Annotated in this window: 17 protein-coding genes; 4 read left to right on the top strand and 13 right to left on the bottom strand. The window is 63.0% G+C overall.

Features of this window, described 5'->3' with window-relative positions:
• Positions 1-97: 97 nt before the first annotated feature.
• The gene (gene cysK / locus ASD00_RS01545) at positions 98-1,066 is read right to left on the bottom strand and encodes a cysteine synthase A (RefSeq protein ID WP_057204310.1); all 969 of its coding nucleotides are present in this window, start codon (positions 1,064-1,066) and stop codon (positions 98-100) included.
• Positions 1,067-1,203: 137 nt separating this feature from the next.
• A complete protein-coding gene (locus ASD00_RS01540; RefSeq protein ID WP_057204309.1) occupies positions 1,204-1,821 on the bottom strand; it encodes a LysE family translocator in 618 nt (205 codons plus the stop codon).
• Between the two features lie 174 nt (positions 1,822-1,995).
• On the opposite strand from ASD00_RS01540, the gene ASD00_RS01535 reads away from it, so the two are divergent.
• Positions 1,996-2,628, top strand: a complete 633-nt coding sequence (locus tag ASD00_RS01535; protein WP_025425628.1) for a LysE family translocator — start codon at positions 1,996-1,998, stop codon at positions 2,626-2,628.
• A gap of 282 nt (positions 2,629-2,910) precedes the next feature.
• Here the strand turns inward: ASD00_RS01535 and ASD00_RS01530 are convergent, their stop codons facing one another.
• Together ASD00_RS01530 and ASD00_RS01525 are read right to left on the bottom strand one after the other, a co-directional pair.
• Positions 2,911-3,216 (bottom strand): NIPSNAP family protein, encoded by a 306-nt coding sequence (locus tag ASD00_RS01530; protein WP_025425629.1) that lies wholly within the window; start codon positions 3,214-3,216, stop codon positions 2,911-2,913.
• Positions 3,213-4,127, bottom strand: coding sequence for a DMT family transporter (locus ASD00_RS01525; protein WP_025425630.1), 915 nt, complete (start codon positions 4,125-4,127; stop codon positions 3,213-3,215). The genes ASD00_RS01530 and ASD00_RS01525 overlap by 4 nt, the downstream gene beginning before the upstream one ends.
• A 133-nt stretch (positions 4,128-4,260) precedes the next feature.
• Between ASD00_RS01525 and ASD00_RS01520 the strand changes: the two genes are divergently transcribed.
• Entirely contained in the window at positions 4,261-4,698 is a 438-nt protein-coding gene (locus ASD00_RS01520) for an Lrp/AsnC family transcriptional regulator (RefSeq protein WP_025425631.1), read from the top strand.
• A gap of 64 nt (positions 4,699-4,762) precedes the next feature.
• On the opposite strand, the gene dut is transcribed toward ASD00_RS01520, so the two are convergent.
• Positions 4,763-5,236, bottom strand: a complete 474-nt coding sequence (gene dut, locus ASD00_RS01515) for a dUTP diphosphatase (RefSeq protein ID WP_025425632.1) — start codon at positions 5,234-5,236, stop codon at positions 4,763-4,765.
• Between the two features lie 90 nt (positions 5,237-5,326).
• Here dut and ASD00_RS01510 point away from each other — a divergent pair, with 90 nt between their 5' ends.
• A complete protein-coding gene (locus ASD00_RS01510) occupies positions 5,327-6,910 on the top strand; it encodes a peptide chain release factor 3 (protein ID WP_025425633.1) in 1,584 nt (527 codons plus the stop codon).
• Between the two features lie 61 nt (positions 6,911-6,971).
• Here the strand turns inward: ASD00_RS01510 and ASD00_RS01505 are convergent, their stop codons facing one another.
• From ASD00_RS01505 to ASD00_RS01490, 4 genes are all read right to left on the bottom strand, one after another.
• Positions 6,972-7,340, bottom strand: coding sequence for a hypothetical protein (locus tag ASD00_RS01505; protein ID WP_225906196.1), 369 nt, complete (start codon positions 7,338-7,340; stop codon positions 6,972-6,974).
• A 154-nt stretch (positions 7,341-7,494) separates the two neighbouring features.
• Positions 7,495-8,205, bottom strand: coding sequence for a phenylalanine--tRNA ligase beta subunit-related protein (locus tag ASD00_RS01500; RefSeq protein WP_025425635.1), 711 nt, complete (start codon positions 8,203-8,205; stop codon positions 7,495-7,497).
• A 34-nt stretch (positions 8,206-8,239) separates the two neighbouring features.
• Entirely contained in the window at positions 8,240-9,142 is a 903-nt protein-coding gene (locus tag ASD00_RS01495) for a DMT family transporter (RefSeq protein ID WP_025425636.1), read from the bottom strand.
• A gap of 152 nt (positions 9,143-9,294) precedes the next feature.
• Positions 9,295-10,107, bottom strand: coding sequence for an AraC family transcriptional regulator (locus ASD00_RS01490; protein WP_025425637.1), 813 nt, complete (start codon positions 10,105-10,107; stop codon positions 9,295-9,297).
• Between the two features lie 229 nt (positions 10,108-10,336).
• On the opposite strand from ASD00_RS01490, the gene ASD00_RS01485 reads away from it, so the two are divergent.
• Complete coding sequence (locus ASD00_RS01485; protein ID WP_025425638.1) at positions 10,337-11,041, top strand: DUF2268 domain-containing putative Zn-dependent protease; 705 nt, start codon at positions 10,337-10,339, stop codon at positions 11,039-11,041.
• Positions 11,042-11,047: 6 nt separating this feature from the next.
• Here ASD00_RS01485 and ASD00_RS01480 read toward each other — a convergent pair whose 3' ends face one another.
• The 4 genes from ASD00_RS01480 to iolD all read right to left on the bottom strand — a co-directional run bounded on the left by ASD00_RS01480 (position 11,048) and on the right by iolD (position 15,706).
• A complete protein-coding gene (locus ASD00_RS01480) occupies positions 11,048-11,452 on the bottom strand; it encodes a GFA family protein (protein ID WP_025425639.1) in 405 nt (134 codons plus the stop codon).
• 216 nt (positions 11,453-11,668) lie between these two features.
• The gene (iolB, locus tag ASD00_RS01475; protein ID WP_025425640.1) at positions 11,669-12,469 is read right to left on the bottom strand and encodes a 5-deoxy-glucuronate isomerase; all 801 of its coding nucleotides are present in this window, start codon (positions 12,467-12,469) and stop codon (positions 11,669-11,671) included.
• A 235-nt stretch (positions 12,470-12,704) separates the two neighbouring features.
• On the bottom strand, positions 12,705-13,607 hold the full coding sequence (iolE, locus tag ASD00_RS01470; protein WP_025425641.1) for a myo-inosose-2 dehydratase: 903 nt from the start codon (positions 13,605-13,607) through the stop codon (positions 12,705-12,707).
• 245 nt (positions 13,608-13,852) lie between these two features.
• The gene (iolD, locus tag ASD00_RS01465) at positions 13,853-15,706 is read right to left on the bottom strand and encodes a 3D-(3,5/4)-trihydroxycyclohexane-1,2-dione acylhydrolase (decyclizing) (protein ID WP_057204308.1); all 1,854 of its coding nucleotides are present in this window, start codon (positions 15,704-15,706) and stop codon (positions 13,853-13,855) included.
• Positions 15,707-15,726 lie beyond the last annotated feature (20 nt).

The following is a 15,726-nucleotide window of genomic DNA, read 5'->3' as shown; positions in this document are numbered from 1 at the left end:
GCGCACGCGGGGCCGGCGGTGACGCCCGCAGTCCAGCAGTGGGCAACAAAAAAGGGCGCCCGAAGCGCCCTTTCGTTTGCACTTTGCAATGATCGGCTTACGCGCCCAGGCCTTCGAACAGAACCGTCGAAAGGTACCGCTCGGCAAAGGATGGGATGATGACGACGATGTTCTTGCCGGCGTTTTCCGGGCGCTGGCCGATCTCGATGGCGGCGGTGAGGGCCGCACCCGAGGAGATGCCGACCGGCACGCCTTCGAGCCGGGCAACGAGCCGGGCGATCTCGACGGCTTCGCCGCTGTTGACGGTGACGACTTCGTCATAGACGCTGGTGTCGAGGATCGCGGGCGCGAAGCCGGCGCCGATGCCCTGGATCTTGTGTGGGCCAGGGTTTCCGCCCGAAAGCACGGGCGATTCCTCTGGCTCGACGGCGATCACCTTGATCGACGGCTTGCGTGCCTTCAACACTTGGCCGGCGCCAGTGATTGTGCCGCCGGTGCCGATGCCCGAGACGAGGATGTCGACGCTGCCGTCGGTGTCGTTCCAGATCTCCTCGGCCGTCGTCTTGCGGTGGATTTCCGGGTTGGCCGGGTTTTCGAACTGCTGCGGGATGATGGCATACGGCAAGGTCTCGACCAGCTCCTGCGCCTTGGCGATCGCGCCCTTCATGCCCTTGGCGCCCTCGGTCAGTACCAGCTCGGCGCCGAACAGCGCCAGCATCTTGCGGCGCTCGACCGACATGGTTTCCGGCATGGTGAGGATCAGCTTGTAGCCCTTGGCGGCGGCGACGAAGGCGAGCGCAATGCCGGTGTTGCCCGAGGTCGGCTCGACCAGTGTCGTGCGGCCGGGAACGATCTTGCCCTGCGCTTCCAGGCTCTCGATCATGGCAACGCCGATGCGGTCCTTGACCGAAGCGATCGGGTTGAAGAATTCGAGCTTGGCGAGAAGGTTGGCCTTCACGCCCTTTTCCTTGGCAAGCTTGTCGAGCCGCACGATGGGAGTGTCGCCGATCGTTTCCGTGATCGAGGAGTAGACGCGGCCGCGGCCGGGCTTGCGCGTGTCAGGCATTAAGTTTCTCCCTTGGGTGTGACGATTTGGTTGTGACAATAGGGGCCATGCCCGTTCTATTCCAGAACGGTAACCGCGACGCGACGATCAGCCGGAGGAAAAACCACCGGCGGAAGCCCAGTCCGGGGAATGTTTTTTCAGGCGGCGCGGGTAGCGATATAGGCGGCGGTGCCTGCCAGCACGCCAGCGGCAACGCGGTTCAGCGCCAGCAATGCCTTGGGCTGTTTGAGCAGCGTGCGCGCCCGTGCGGCAAGCAGGATATAGGGCAGAAGCACGGTCAGCAGCACGAGGAACGTCGCGATCAAAAGCAGCCCGTATTCGCGCGGCCCGATCACCGCAATGTCGATCAGCGTCGGCACCAGCGCCACATAAAACAGCATTGTCTTCGGGTTGCCGAGCGTGACGAATAGGCCCGAAAGGAACGACATCGACACGCTTGCGGATGTCTTCGCCTTGATGTCCTGCGGCAACAGGCCGGCGGTCCAAAGCTTCCATGCGATGTAGCCGAGGTAGAGCACGCCGGCGAACTTGACGATCAGGAAAGCGGTCGTGAAGGTCTGGGCGATCAGCGCCAGACCGAGCACCACGGCGGTCAGGTAAACCATGTCGCCGAGGATCAGGCCGAGCCCCATGAAGAAGGTCTCGCGAAAGCCGGAGCCGAGCGCTCGCGCAACGAGCGCCGTCACGCCGGGGCCGGGAATGATGGCTGCGATGAAGAGAGCGCCGCTATAGGCAAGCAGGGCTGCAAGCGTCATGATCGTTCCTCCCGGGTGGCGACGCCGCTTTTACCAAAGAGCGTCGAAAATGGAAATCGGGATCGGCGGGCGAGCGGCAATTTCGCGACAAAATTGATCGGGTGACAAGTCTGGCGTTGCCCGGTTTTTGGAGATGCGTAGAGCTTTGGGAAATACTCAATAAAGGCGCGCGTTATGCCCGAGATCCAAAACATCATCGGCTTTGCCCTCATTGCTCTCGGCATGGTGCTGACACCCGGGCCGAACATGATCTACCTGATCTCCCGCTCGATCAGCCAGGGGCCGGCGGCCGGCCTGATCTCGCTTGGCGGCGTCGCGCTCGGTTTCGTCGTCTATATGGTCTCGGCGGCGCTCGGCATCACCGCGCTGCTCTTGGCCGTGCCTTTCGCCTATGATGTCCTGCGGCTCGCCGGTGCCGGATATCTCGTCTATCTCGCCTGGCAGGCGGTCAGGCCCGGCGGGCGCTCGCCGTTCCAGATCAAGAACCTGCCGAAGGACGGTCCGCGCAAGCTGTTCCTGATGGGCTTCCTGACGAGCCTGCTCAACCCGAAGGTGGCCGTGCTCTATCTCTCGCTCCTGCCGCAGTTCATCCGCCCGGAGGCGGGCAATGTGCTGGCGCAGTCGATGATCTTCGGCTCGATCCAGATCGCCACCAGTGTCTCGGTCAACGCGATGATTGCGCTGGCGGCAAGTTCTATCGCCGCCTTCCTGGCCGGGCGTCCCCTGTTCATGGTCGTGCAGCGCTGGGCGATGGGCACGGCACTGTTCGGCTTTGCCCTCAGCATGGCCGCCGAAGCGCGCCGTTGACACATGTCGCGCAAAAGTGGGCAGCGGCTTTGCGATCACGACATGCGCAAAAACCAAAGCTTAAAGCGCAGTCAGCGAATCCTACTGCATGTTTCGTTAAATCCTATTCGATTTAGCGATAAAAACATGCAGCCATTCAAAGTGCTACAGCGACCTTTGCGCGTCTAATAGGACGCGCGGCGCTGTAGAGATCGCGACGCGTTTCAGATAAGCGGCCTCTATCGGGCTTCAGGCAATTCGCTGCCGCGCGCCGCTCTACGGCGACACGCGGCGTGGTCTTTCCTATTCGAACACCGGCCGCATGAAGCTGCGCTCGTAGCTGACGATGCAGCGCGTCTTTTCGCCGAAGGCGAAAGCCTCCAGGCATTCCGGGTCCTTGGCCATTTTCCCGCGATAGACTTCATATTCGGCCAGGCTCGGGAAGGTGAAGAGCGCCAGTGCGATGTTGTTTGCGCCCTCGTGCGGCATGAAATAGCCGTGATGGGTGCCGCCGAGCCGGTTGACGAGCGGTATCCAGAGCTTGGCGTAGTGCTCGAACTCGGCCAGCTTGTAAGGGTCGATAACGTATTTCAGATAGCAGGTGATCATGCGGTTCTCCCTTCGCGTCTCCGCTTGATAGGCGAGGGCAGGCGAAGTTTCCAGCCGAGATTCATGCCGGCTGCGGCGACCAGGATGGCGATCGAACCGAAGATCTGGATCGGCTGCAGCGCATGGCCGAAAGCCAGCCGATCGACGACGATGGCAGCGATCGGGTAGATGAAGGATAGCGCCCCGGTCATGTGCGTCGGCAGCCGCTGGATCGCGCCGTAAAGCAGCACATACATGATGCCGGTATGGATGACGCCGACGGCAATCAGGATCGACCACTGTTCGGCGCCGGAAGGTGCCGGGGCGGCAAGCGCCATCGGCGCCAGCATCAGCGTGCCGGTGACCACCTGGATCAACGCGATCAGATGCGGAGGCGTTCCCTTGAGCAACTTCGTCAACAGGGCCGCGATCGCGTAGAAGAAGGCGGCACCGATCGCAAGCGCGATGCCGATCAGGTAATCCTCCGGCGCAAAGCCGCCGCCGGGCTTGGCTGAAATGATCGCCAGCATGCCGGCAAAGGAGATCGAAAGCCAGAACACCTTGGTCGCGGTGATCTTTTCGCCGAGGAACAAGGCTCCGAGCCCCAAAAGCATGAACGGCTGGGTGTTGTAGACCATCGTCGCGATCGAGATCGAGGCATGCGAATAGGCCGCAAACAGCAAGAGCCAGTTGACGACGATGGCGATGCCGCCGGCAATCGACAGGAGCACCGTCCGCCGGGTGAAATGGCGCCGGTCGAGCAGGCCGAGCATGGCCGCGATCGCCACCAGCGTCACCGCGCCGAATACGCAGCGCCAGAAGACGACGCTCGTCACCGGCTGGCCCGACATCAGCACGAACCAGCCGATCGTGCCCGATATCAGCATGGCCGCCGTCATCTCCGCACTGCCTCTTTTAATGTCTGCGCCCATGGCGATCACTCCTCGGTTGAGGCTCCAAGATTAATCGGCCAGAGCGCAGGTTTATATGGAGGATCGCAGGTGTTTCTGCTATTATACCTCATCATCTAAGATGGTTTCGATCTTTTGGCTTATGAGGTTGCCCATGCTCGATGAACTCGATCGCCGCATTCTGGGTATCCTGGCGGCGAATGCGCGCGTGTCGCTGAAGGAGCTGGCGCAGGAGGTGGGTCTGTCCTCGCCAAGTGCCGCCGAACGTTTGCGCAAACTGGAGGAACGCGGCGTCCTCGACGGCTTCACCATCGCCCTCAATCCGGTGAAGCTTGGTTATCCGCTGCAGGCGATCATCCGCGTGCGGCCGATGCCGGGCATGCTGCATATCGTCGAGAAATTGATCCAGGAGACGCCGCAGATCGTCGAATGCGACAAGGTCACCGGCGACGATTGCTTCATCGCCAAGCTGTTCGTGCGCGATATGGGGGAACTGGACACGCTGCTCGATCGCATCGCCGAGAAGGCGCAGACCAATACGTCGATCGTCAAGTCGACACCGGTCAAGCGGCGCTTGCCGCCGCTTATCTGATCCAACGTTTCGAGATCACGCAATTCCGGACGGAAAACCGCTTCGCACTTTTCCTGGAAATGGTCTAGACGCCCGTGGAGCCGAAGCCACCGGCACCGCGTGCCGTGTCGCTGGCGCTGTCGGCTTCCCGAACGCTCACCTGTGTCACTGGCGCGATCACCATCTGCGCAATGCGCATGCCGCGTTCGATGACGAAGTCCTCGTCGCCGAGGTTGACCAGCAGAACCTTCACCTCGCCGCGATAATCGCTGTCGATCGTGCCCGGAGTGTTGAGGCAGGTGATGCCGTGCTTGAAGGCAAGGCCCGAGCGCGGACGGATCTGCGCCTCATAGCCGGCCGGGATCTCGAAGATGAAGCCGGTCGGCACCAGCGCCCGCTTTCCTGGCGCAAGCGTCATCGGCTCGCCGACTGCCACTGCGGCGCGCAGGTCCATGCCGGCAGCACCCTCGGTCTCATAGGCCGGCAGGTCCAACGCCTCGGCATGCGGCAGGCGGATGAAGGTCAAGGCGGGTTTTGTCTGGGGCGTGTGCATGGTCATCGTTTCATAAGCCGGGCGCTCACTGCGCCGGTCAATTGCATAATGAGGGCTGAGCCTGTAAAGACGCCGCAACTCACAGGAATCTACGACATGGCCGAAAGTCTCGCCGAGGCGGTCTCCCGCCGCCGCACATTTGCGATCATCGCCCACCCGGACGCGGGTAAAACCACACTCACCGAAAAGCTGCTGCTGTTCGGCGGCGCCATCCAACTCGCCGGCGAGGTCAAGGCCAAGAAGGATCGCATCCAGACCCGTTCGGACTGGATGAAGATCGAGCGCGAGCGCGGCATCTCGGTCGTCACCTCGGTGATGACCTTCGAATATGGCGGCAATGTCTTCAACATTCTCGACACCCCCGGTCACGAAGACTTCGCCGACGACACCTACCGCACGCTGACGGCGGTCGATGCGGCGATCATGGTCATCGACGCGGCAAAGGGTATCGAGCCGCGGACGCTGAAGCTGTTCGAAGTCTGCCGCATGCGCGACATCCCGATCATCACCTTCGTCAACAAGATGGACCGCGAGAGCCGTGACCCCTTCGAGATCCTCGATGAAGTCGAAGAAAAGCTGGCGCTCGATTGTGCGCCGGTGACCTGGCCGATCGGTCGCTCCAAGACCTTCTGCGGCTCCTATCACCTTGCCGACAACACCGTGCGCGGTGCCGATACGCAGGAAGTGCTGACCAGGGTCAACGGTCCTGAGATGGTGGCTCACCGCCTGCCGGAAAACGAGCGCGATGCTTTCATCGAAGAGACGTCGCTGGCGATCGAGGCCTGCAAGCCGTTCGACAAGAAAGCCTTCCTTGAAGGTCACCTGACGCCGGTCTTCTTCGGCTCGGCGCTCCGCAACTACGGTGTGCGCGACCTGATCAACGCGCTTGGCGAGATCGCCCCGCCGCCGCGCGACCAGGTTGCCGACACGCGCACGGTGCATGCGACCGACGACAAGATGACCGCCTTTGTCTTCAAGATTCAGGCGAACATGGACCCGAACCACCGCGACCGCATCGCCTTTGCGCGCGTCTGCTCCGGCAAGCTGGAGCGCGGCATGAAGGCGCGGCTGTCGCGCACCGGCAAGCAGCTGGGTCTGAGCGCCCCGCAGTTCTTCTTCGCTTCACAGCGCCAGCTGGCCGACACGGCCTATGCGGGCGATGTCGTCGGCATTCCGAACCACGGAACCCTGCGCATCGGCGACACGCTCACGGAAGGCGAACATCTCGTTTTCCAGGGCGTGCCGAACTTCTCGCCGGAAATCCTGCGCCGCGTGCGACTTGAGGATGCGATGAAGGCCAAGAAGCTGAAGGAAGCCCTGCAGCAGATGGCGGAGGAGGGCGTCGTGCAGCTGTTCTCGCCGGAAGACGGCTCACCGGCGATCGTCGGCGTCGTCGGCGCGCTGCAGCTCGACGTTCTGAAGGAGCGCCTGCAGGCCGAATACGGCCTGCCTGTCTCCTTCGAAATGTCGCGCTTCTCTGTCTGCCGCTGGATTTCGGCCGATCAGCCTGGTGACCTCGACAAGTTCGTCACTGCCCGTCGCGGCGATATCGCCCGCGACCTCGACGGCGACCCGGTGTTCCTGGCGCAGGACAGCTTCTCGCTGCGCTATGAGGCTGAACGTTATCCCGCGATCAAGATGGTCGCGATCAAGGAATATCACGTCGCCAAAGCGGCGTGAGAAGGCGGCGTGAACGATGACACTGTCAGCCGGCGGCGTTCGCCGGCTGACCATCGGCCGATCAGAAGGCCGACATGCGCAGCGCCAGCACCAGCTGCGTCACCCTGAGGGTTATGAAGACGTAGATCGCCAAAAGCAGGATCTGCAGCGCCAGGTGCCGGCGCACCTTCGACAGCCTGTGCAGACCATCCGCCAGGTTGAGCAGAAACAGGACTGTGCCGATGACGGAGACGATGTAGCCCGCCACGGCGATGTTGGGCAGGCCCTTGATCTCCAGGCTGCGGCCATTCTCGATCGCATGCATGCCGGCGGCGATCACCAAGGTCGCCATCACCAGGTTGCGCACATGGCGAAAAATCTCTTCGAGCCCGCCATTATCGAACAGCATTCGCCGCGCCAGACCGAGTTTTGATCGCGTACCTTCAGTCATCATCGCCTCTTGCTCGCCGCATGATCCTTAAATCGGGGTCGAGTTAAAGGCGGAACTTTGCGGCAAATTTAAAGAACGGCAGCATCGCGCCCCTTTTGACGTGGGGCGCTGCAGGCTGCCGGGAGGCTGCGATAGTATGACCGGTGGCCTTGCGTCAAAGACTCTCATGTGTGGCAAAGGCAAACCGCGGCGCCGCTCGGCTGAGCAGCATAGAGGTCGGGCGGACATGCCAGGCGGCGGCGATGGCTTCCTCCAATGCGGCAACGAGTTCGGCCACGTCAGCCGCTGCGGTTTCATGCAGCGCCTCCGCGACGATGAGGGCCGACGTGGTCTGCGGGTGGATCGCCGAATAGCCGCTTTGCCGGTTGGTCCATCGGCGCGCATGGGCGCGTCCCTCCGCATCGCGAAAGATCACTTCATCAGGTTCAGGGTGTTCCGTTTCACCGGAGAAGGTTGCATAGACCTCGTCTCCGCCCGCGCGGGTAACCTCGAGATTGCCGGAGATGCGGGAAACGTCGAAGACGGCGATGGGCATGGCAAAGGCCAGCGACACGGCGTTGCACAGGTCGATCAACGGATGGATCGACGGCAGGTCGCCCTCCTTCCTGAACCGGCGCAGCAAGGCTTCGGACGCGCAGCGATACTGCGTCGGCTTCAGTCCCATCCTGGCGAAGGTGCGGCGCCACGCCTGAATTTCCGCAAGTTCGCCTTCGGCGCGCGTTGCAAGAACGTCCCTGGCGATCGCCTGAAACCGCTCGACGGCATCGGCGACCGAAACGTCGCTGCGAATGCCCTCGACGTGGAGCGCGCCGGCTGCAAGCTCGGGAAAATCACGCCAGATGCTGTCTGAATGCTGGAAATGCATGGGATGCCTCGAAGTGGAAGAGATGATGACGGCGTCAGCTCTGCGTTTGGCCGGCAGTCTTGGGCCGGAAATGCGGCATGGCAAGACTGAGGACGGCGACAAGCACGCAGCCGATGCCGGCGAGCTGGTTGATGCTGACGGGTTCGCCGAGAATGACGAAGGCCAGCAGCACGGCGGAGACGGGTGCAAGAGCGGTGAAAACCGAGGCTTCCGTTCCGCTCACCCTGGCGGATCCTGCGTACCAGAGGATGAAGCCGGCAACGGTCGGGACCAGGGCATAATAAAGCACGGCTGCCAGCGACTGCATCGTGACCCCTTGCTGCGACGGCGCTTCGAACAGAGCGGGCACGATGGCGACGGCAACGCCCATGCCGGCCATGATGGTGGACAAGGCGAGAGGTGCGATCGGCGTTCGGATGCGTTTGTTGATCAGGATGAACAGCCCTTCGCAGATCACCGCGCCGAAGACGAGAGTGATGCCGAGCGGCGAATGGTGTGCACCATCGTCGGGCCGAAGCACGATGGTCAGAACGCCCGCTGCCGCCAGCCCGATCGCGACAAGGGTCGAGCGGCTGGGCCGTTCGCCGAGCAGCAGGATGGCGATTCCGGCAGAGACGACCGGTAGAGTGCCGATAACGACGCCGGCATCCGTCGCCGAACTGTAGCGCAACCCGGCAATCAGAAGTGTCGTGTAGCCGACGCTGCCGGCTCCGGCCTGCAAGAGCAGGATCAGCCACTCGCGCCGCTCCAACCTTGGCCAAGGCGTGCCGGTCAGTCGCACCAAGGTGAAGAACAGCGGAAAGGCGACCGCGAAGCGCAAGGCGGTGGCGCTAAACGGCGGTAAGCCGGAAGCGATCAGCTTGCTGGCAATCACCGTGCTGCCGACCGTGATCATCGCCAGCGAGAGGTAGAGGTATCCCTGAATTTTTTCCGTCATGCGGCCACTCCTGCGTTGGCGCGCAGAAAACCTCATCCGGATCTTTCGGTCTTGAACGGAATTGCAGGCGTTAAGGCGTGGCGAGCAAAACTGTGTAGCGATTCTGCATTGACGACATCCGCGAAAACAAGAACGCAAAGCGCGTCTTCAGGTCAATGGAATGCATCGGCATAGGCGCCCGGCGAAATGCCGTACTTGCGCACGAAGATTCGGGTCATGTGGCTCTGGTCGGCAAAGCCGCCTTCCACTGCCGCCTCGGCAAGCGGCACGCCCCGCGCAATCAGCCGCCGCGCCAGATCGATGCGGCGTTGCACGAGATAGGCATGCGGCGTGAGCCCGAAGGTTTTCGAAAAACCGCGCACCACCTGAAATCGGCTGAGGCCGGTTGCCTGCGCAAGGTCGGACAGGGTGATGGCGACGGTCGGATCGTCGTCGATCAGGCTTTGCGCTCTGCGCATCGCCGACGGCACATGTCCGCCATGCGTTTTCCCCTCACGCACGCGCATCACATCGGCCAGCAGCGTCAGGACGTGCTCCTCGCCCTGCATCCCCGTCCGATCGCCATCGGGTGCGGTGATCGCGCTAAAAAGAGCCTGGAAGTGTTTCGACGTTCGCTCATCATGGAAGGCGGGAGCGGTGAATTCTGCACTTCGCGTCCTGCCCTGGCTGATGTCCTCCATGGCGTCGGCGATTGCGGAAGGCTCGAAATAGAGCATCCGCCAGGACCGTCCCGCATCGCCGATCGGCATGCCGTCATGGACCTCGCCGGGGTTGACCGTGATCATGTCGCCGGCGCCGGCTTCCACCATGCCGCGACCGCTCAGCGATTTCTGGGCGCCCTGGTGGATGAGGCCGATGCCGAATTGCTCATGCGTGTGGCGGGCAAACACGTGCCCCGACGCCGCCTCGACGGCCTCGATGCCGCCAATGCGGCCGGGGAATATCGTGAATCGGCCCTTTGCCATCGCCTCGCCTGGTCGGGCACTGGTGGCCCGTCGGATGTTTCAGTTCTTTCTTACACCGGCCGCGCCTTTCCGGCCATGGCGATCGACTGTAACCGCTGCGACGGCCGCAAGGTCGGCGCGACAATGGGCGCAGGCATGGGCTGATGCTTTTGTCCTTCCGGCGTTGCAATCGACGGCCGCATGCTTAAATTCCGCCGTCGAATGACGATGACGACCGGAGATGTGCCGAATGCTGGACCTGCGCGTTCACTTCCTCGAAGCCGATGGAGCCCTTGCACAATGGCGCGAGCAGATCCTCGCAGACGTGCAAGTGACGGCAGAGCGTGTCGGCGGTCGCGTTTCCGCGGCCGACAGGGCTGCGCCCGTCGATGTCATCGTCGAGCGCCGGCCGGGCGAGACGATTCCGGAGCTTGGGTTGTCGGGTGCCTGCTACCGCCGCGGGCTCGTGACGGTCACGCTCGATCCGGACAATCCCAACTTCGCCGCCAGTCTCGCCAATGGCGAGCTGCGAAAGACGCTCACGCACGAACTTCACCATTCCTTCCGCCACGCGATGTGCGGTTATGGTTTCAGGCTGGGAGAAGTCTTGGTCACCGAGGGCCTGGCGGACGCTTTCGACGCCGAGATCAACGGTGGCGATGGCAATCGCTGGAACCACGCTATCCCTGCCGAAGACTGGTTGGGGGTTATCGAGCAGGCCGAGCTGGAGCTCTGGGCCGACGCCTACAACCACAGCGCCTGGTTCTTCGGCTGGAGCAGCCATGGCAACCCGCTTCCCCGCTGGGCCGGTTATTCGATCGGCTATCATCTCGTCAAAGCCTACCTCGCGGCCAACCCGGACGCGCGTCCGTCGCAGATGACCGGAACCCCGGCACCCGAGGTGATCGGCCAAGCCTGGGCACACTTGAAAATAAGGATGACGGCCGAGGCATGACCGGGATTAATCCCTGTCGTGACCGGGCAGTGCACCGACGTCGTTGATCCAGGGCAGGGCGGACGAGCGCCAGATCTGTGATTTCGGGGTGAGCTCACGGCGCTGGTTGATCGTCCCGAGGCGAATGCCGACCTCTTCGGCGTCCTCGTCCGTGCCGGTGGTGTAAACCGGCGAACCGCAGTTCGGGCAGAAGAACTGCAGCCGCTTGCGGCCGTTCTCTGCGGTCTTGACGTAGAGCTTTGGTTCGCCCCCGGTCAGTCGGAAATTCTCGCGGGCCGTGCCGGCCGACACCCGGTAGGCCGTTCCCGTCAGTTGCTGGCAATCGGTGCAGTGGCAGATCGCGACATCGTCCGGATCGATCTCCGCCTCATAGGTCACGAAGCCGCAATGGCATTGTCCGTCGATCCGCATGGCAAAGCCTCCCTGAAAGACCATAACCTAGAGCGTTTCCGTCCTAAACGGAGTCACGGAAACGCTCCATTTTTCGCATTTCCTGAAGGAAAGCCGCTTCGCACTAACGGCTCTGGGGCGGCCCGCATCCGTCCATCCCAGTGCAACGGTACGGCACGGTGCCGTACGGATCGGCGCACACCTAAGGTCCTGATCGGTAGGTGCGCCACGTCGCTCCTAAACGCCGGTAAACAGCCACTCGTGTTCGCGGGCGTTGTGGAACTTCCAGACCCGCTTCGGCCCGGCCATGACGTTGAGATAATAGACGTCGTAGCCGTGCACGGCCGCAACGGGGTGATATCCCCTCGGCACCAGCGTCACGTCCCCGTCTTCCACCGCCATGGTCTCGTCCAGCGAGCGATCGTCGGTATAGACGCGCTGCACGGCAAATCCCTGCGGCGGGTTCAGGCGGTGATAATAGGTTTCTTCCAGGTAGCTCTCGGCGGGCAGATCGTCCTGGTCGTGCTTGTGCGGCGGGTAGGAAGAGGTGTGTCCGCCCGGCGTGATCACTTCGACCACCAGCAGCGACTGGGCGGAGCTGTCGTCCTCGGGCATGATGTTGGTGACATAGCGGGTGTTGGTGCCCTTGCCGCGGGTCAGCTGCGGGTGTGTTCCCGGCTTGATCACCTTGGCCTTGAAACCCTCGCCCCCCGGGGCCGAGCAGATCGCAAGATCGAGATCGGTCGTCGCCGCCACTTGCCAGCGGCTGCCCTTCGGCACGTAGACGGCATAGGGCTGCCCCTCGAACGGCGTCATGCGCTCACCGAGCTCGCCGAAATCCTCGCCATCGACCGAAACCTTCGCCTTGCCCGAAACCAGCACAAGGCAAATTTCCTTGTCGCCCGCCTCGCCCTGCGTCGTCTCGCCCGGCTTCAGCCGATTGAGCGCGAAACCGACATAGGTCCAGCCGGCGCTTTCGGGTGTGACGTTCTGCATCAGGCCGGACTTGGCCTTCGGTTTGACGAGCAGTTTGGACATTTGGCGGTCTCCTGACTTCTTACTTGGCGGCGGCATTCTTGGCCTGCCCCTCACCCTAGCCCTCTCCCCGCAAGCGGGGAGAGGGGATTCTGGAGTGCGCCTGATCTTCTTCGCCTTACGCTGCGAGGGGGGGCGCGGAGCTAGCGGCATTTCCCTTCTCCGCGCGAGCGGGAGAAGGTGGCGGCAGCCGGATGAGGGGCGTTCCCCTCGAACCTGGCAGCCGGATGAGGGGCTGCTAAGCCCGATCGAGCCCGGCTTCCTTGGCAAACGCCTTCAGCGATTTCAGTCCGAGCGACTGATACTCGAAGGGATTGCGCACGGCGGAATCCTGCTCGGCTTCGATCACCAGCCAGCCATCGTAATTGTGTTCGGCGGCGATTTTCAGGACGGGGAGGAAATCGACGCCGCCTTCGCTGTCGCCCGGAACGGTGAAGACGCCGCGGCGCACGCCTTCGAGGAAGGAGAGGCCTTCGCCTTCGACGACCTTGCGCACGGCAGTGCGCACGTTCTTGCAATGGATATGGCGGACGCGGTGCATGCATTTTTTCGCAACCTCGGCCGGGTCGGAGCCGCCGAACCAGGCATGGCCGGTGTCGAGCAAAAGCTTGGTTGCCGGACCGGTGTTCTGCATCAACAGGTCGATTTCCTCGCCGGTCTGGACGATCGTGCCCATGTGGTGATGGTAGACGAGATCGACGCCCTGGTCGGCGCAATATTGCGCGATCGCTTCGAGGTCTGCACCGAATTTCTTCCACTGGTCTGCCGGCAGCACCGGCTTGTCGTTGGCGACCGACTTGGTGTCATCGCCGTGAATGGCGTTCGAGGTCTCGCAGACGATCGCCACCTTGCAGCCATTGTGCTTCAGGAGGTCGAGATGCGGCTGGATCGCCTTCTTCTCTGTCTCGACGTCATGGGTGAGCAGGTTGGTCGAGTGCCAGCCGGAGACGAAGACGAGGTCGTAGGAGGCGAGCTTTGCCTTCAGTGCTTCCGGATCGGAAGGCATCTTGTGGCCCTTCTCGATGCCGTCGAAGCCGATCTTCTGGCAATCGGAGAGGCAATCCTCGAGCGTCAGATGCGCGCCGATCGAATGATCGTCGTCGTTGCTCCAGGCGATCGGATTGGTTCCGTAGCGGATCATGTCTTTCACTTTCTCTTGCGTCATCCGCTTGGGGCGGAAGGTTTGTTGTGTCTCACTCGTACGGCAGGGGAGGGCGACGATGGCTCCTCATCCGGCTGCCGCCACCTTCTCCCCGCTTGCAGGGAGAAGGGATATGCCGCGCTCTCCGAAGTTCCCTCTCCCCGCAGGCGGGGAGACGGTTAGGGTGAGGGGCATAAATGCGCAACGGCGCCCACGTGGACAACGCGGGCGCCGAAAGGGCAATCTCAGCCAAAGCGCTGGGAGGTCAGCGCCTTCTCGTAGCCCTTGCGGGCCTCGTTGACTTCCGTACGGTTGGAAACCTCGGGGACTGCGACATCCCACCAATGGCCGCCTTCGTCGGTGGTGATCAGCGGATCGGTGTCGATGACGATCACGGTCGTGCGGGCTTCGCCTGCCGTTTCCTTCAGCGCCGATTCCAGTTCGGAAATCGAGCCGACCTTGCGGGTGAGCGCGCCCATCGCCGCGGCGTGCGCAGCGAAATCGATCACCGGCAGCTCGACATGGTGCGTGTCGCGCAAGAGGTTGTTGAAGTTGGCACCGCCGGTTGCCATCTGCAGCCGGTTGATGCAGCCGTAGCCGGCATTGTCGAGCAGCACGATGGTGATCTTGGCGCCGAGCATGATCGACGAGGCGATCTCTGAATTCAGCATCATGTAGCTGCCGTCGCCGACCATGACGATGACGTCGCTGTCGGGGCGGGCGAGCTTGGCGCCGAGGCCGCCTGCGACTTCATAGCCCATGGTCGAGAAGCCGTATTCCATGTGGTAGCCGCCGGGCGTTTCCGCCTGCCAGAGCTTGTGCAACTCGCCGGGCAGCCCGCCTGCCGCACAGACGAGGACCGTCTCCGCTCCGCCGCGTGCACGCTGGACCGCACCGATGACCTGTGCGTCCGAAGGCAGCGCCGCATTCGTGGTTGCCGTCGCCTTGTCGGCGGCCTTCAGCCACTCGGCCTTGCCGGCCTTGGCCTTGTCGGTCCAGGCGGTGTCGGCCTTGTGATTGCCGAGCTCGGCGGAAATGCGTTCGAGGCCGATGCGCGCATCGGCGACCAGCGGCAGCCCCTCATGCTTGGCCGCATCGAACGGCTGGACATTGAGGCCGACGATCTTCAGCCCTTCGTTCTTGAACAGCGACCAGGAGCCGGTGGTGAAGTCCTGCAGCCGCGAGCCGACGGCGAGCACGACGTCGGCCGCTTCCGCCAGCTGGTTGGAGGCTGACGTGCCGGTGACGCCGACCGAACCCATGTTGAGCGGATGGCTGTGCGGCAGGGAGGACTTGCCGGCCTGGGTCTCGACAACCGGAATGCCATGCTTTTCCGCGAAGGCGGCCAGCGCCTTGCTGGCTTCCGAATAGAGCACGCCGCCGCCGGCGACGATCACCGGCTTCTCGGCTGCCTTCAGCGCAGCAATAGCAGAGGCGAGCTCATCGGCATCGGGCTCGATGCGGCGCGAAGACCAGACCTTCTCGTCGAAGAAGGCTTCCGGATAGTCATAGGCTTCCGCCTGCACGTCCTGGCAAAGCGAGAGCGTGACCGGGCCGCAATCGGCCGGATCCGTCAAAACCTGCATGGCGCGACGCAGCGCCGGGATGATCTGCTCCGGCCGGGTGATGCGGTCGAAATAGCGCGAAACCGGACGGAAGCAGTCGTTGGCCGAGATCGTGCCGTCGGCAAAACCTTCCACCTGCTGCAGCACCGGATCGGGCCTTCGATTGGCGAAGACATCGCCGGGCAGGAAAAGAACGGGCAGGCGGTTGACGTGGGCAAGGGCTGCCGACGTCACCATGTTCAGCGCCCCGGGGCCGATCGAGGTGGTGCAGGCCATGAAGCGGCGGCGGAAGCTCGCCTTGGCAAAGGCGATCGCGGCATTGGCCATGCCCTGCTCGTTCTGGGCGCGGTAGGTGGGCAGCGTATCCTTGATGCCGTGCAGCGCCTCGCCGACGCCGGCGACGTTGCCATGGCCGAAGATGGCGAAGACGCCGCCGAAGATCGGTACCTTGTTGCCGTCGATGACGGTCATCTGGCGGGTCAGGAACCGCGCCACGGCCTGTGCCATGGTCAGGCGCACGGTCTTCTGGCTCATACTCTGTTTCCTCCTCGTGG

It is taken from the genome of Ensifer sp. Root31 (genome assembly GCF_001424825.1).
Lineage (GTDB): Bacteria > Pseudomonadota > Alphaproteobacteria > Rhizobiales > Rhizobiaceae > Ensifer > Ensifer canadensis.
Note: the sequence above shows the minus strand (reverse complement) of the source record. Positions and strands in the feature narration are given on the sequence as shown.

Bases quoted from the DNA above. Each gene is read 5' to 3' on its own strand.
- cysK (WP_057204310.1), bottom strand. From the start codon at position 1,066: ATGCCTGACACGCGCAAGCCCGGCCGCGGCCGCGTCTACTCCTCGATC.
- ASD00_RS01540 (WP_057204309.1), bottom strand. From the start codon at position 1,821: ATGACGCTTGCAGCCCTGCTTGCCTATAGCGGCGCTCTCTTCATCGCA.
- ASD00_RS01535 (WP_025425628.1), top strand. From the start codon at position 1,996: ATGCCCGAGATCCAAAACATCATCGGCTTTGCCCTCATTGCTCTCGGC.
- ASD00_RS01530 (WP_025425629.1), bottom strand. From the start codon at position 3,216: ATGATCACCTGCTATCTGAAATACGTTATCGACCCTTACAAGCTGGCC.
- ASD00_RS01525 (WP_025425630.1), bottom strand. From the start codon at position 4,127: ATGGGCGCAGACATTAAAAGAGGCAGTGCGGAGATGACGGCGGCCATG.
- ASD00_RS01520 (WP_025425631.1), top strand. From the start codon at position 4,261: ATGCTCGATGAACTCGATCGCCGCATTCTGGGTATCCTGGCGGCGAAT.
- dut (WP_025425632.1), bottom strand. From the start codon at position 5,236: ATGACCATGCACACGCCCCAGACAAAACCCGCCTTGACCTTCATCCGC.
- ASD00_RS01510 (WP_025425633.1), top strand. From the start codon at position 5,327: ATGGCCGAAAGTCTCGCCGAGGCGGTCTCCCGCCGCCGCACATTTGCG.
- ASD00_RS01505 (WP_225906196.1), bottom strand. From the start codon at position 7,340: ATGACTGAAGGTACGCGATCAAAACTCGGTCTGGCGCGGCGAATGCTG.
- ASD00_RS01500 (WP_025425635.1), bottom strand. From the start codon at position 8,205: ATGCATTTCCAGCATTCAGACAGCATCTGGCGTGATTTTCCCGAGCTT.
- ASD00_RS01495 (WP_025425636.1), bottom strand. From the start codon at position 9,142: ATGACGGAAAAAATTCAGGGATACCTCTACCTCTCGCTGGCGATGATC.
- ASD00_RS01490 (WP_025425637.1), bottom strand. From the start codon at position 10,107: ATGGCAAAGGGCCGATTCACGATATTCCCCGGCCGCATTGGCGGCATC.
- ASD00_RS01485 (WP_025425638.1), top strand. From the start codon at position 10,337: ATGCTGGACCTGCGCGTTCACTTCCTCGAAGCCGATGGAGCCCTTGCA.
- ASD00_RS01480 (WP_025425639.1), bottom strand. From the start codon at position 11,452: ATGCGGATCGACGGACAATGCCATTGCGGCTTCGTGACCTATGAGGCG.
- iolB (WP_025425640.1), bottom strand. From the start codon at position 12,469: ATGTCCAAACTGCTCGTCAAACCGAAGGCCAAGTCCGGCCTGATGCAG.
- iolE (WP_025425641.1), bottom strand. From the start codon at position 13,607: ATGATCCGCTACGGAACCAATCCGATCGCCTGGAGCAACGACGACGAT.
- iolD (WP_057204308.1), bottom strand. From the start codon at position 15,706: ATGAGCCAGAAGACCGTGCGCCTGACCATGGCACAGGCCGTGGCGCGG.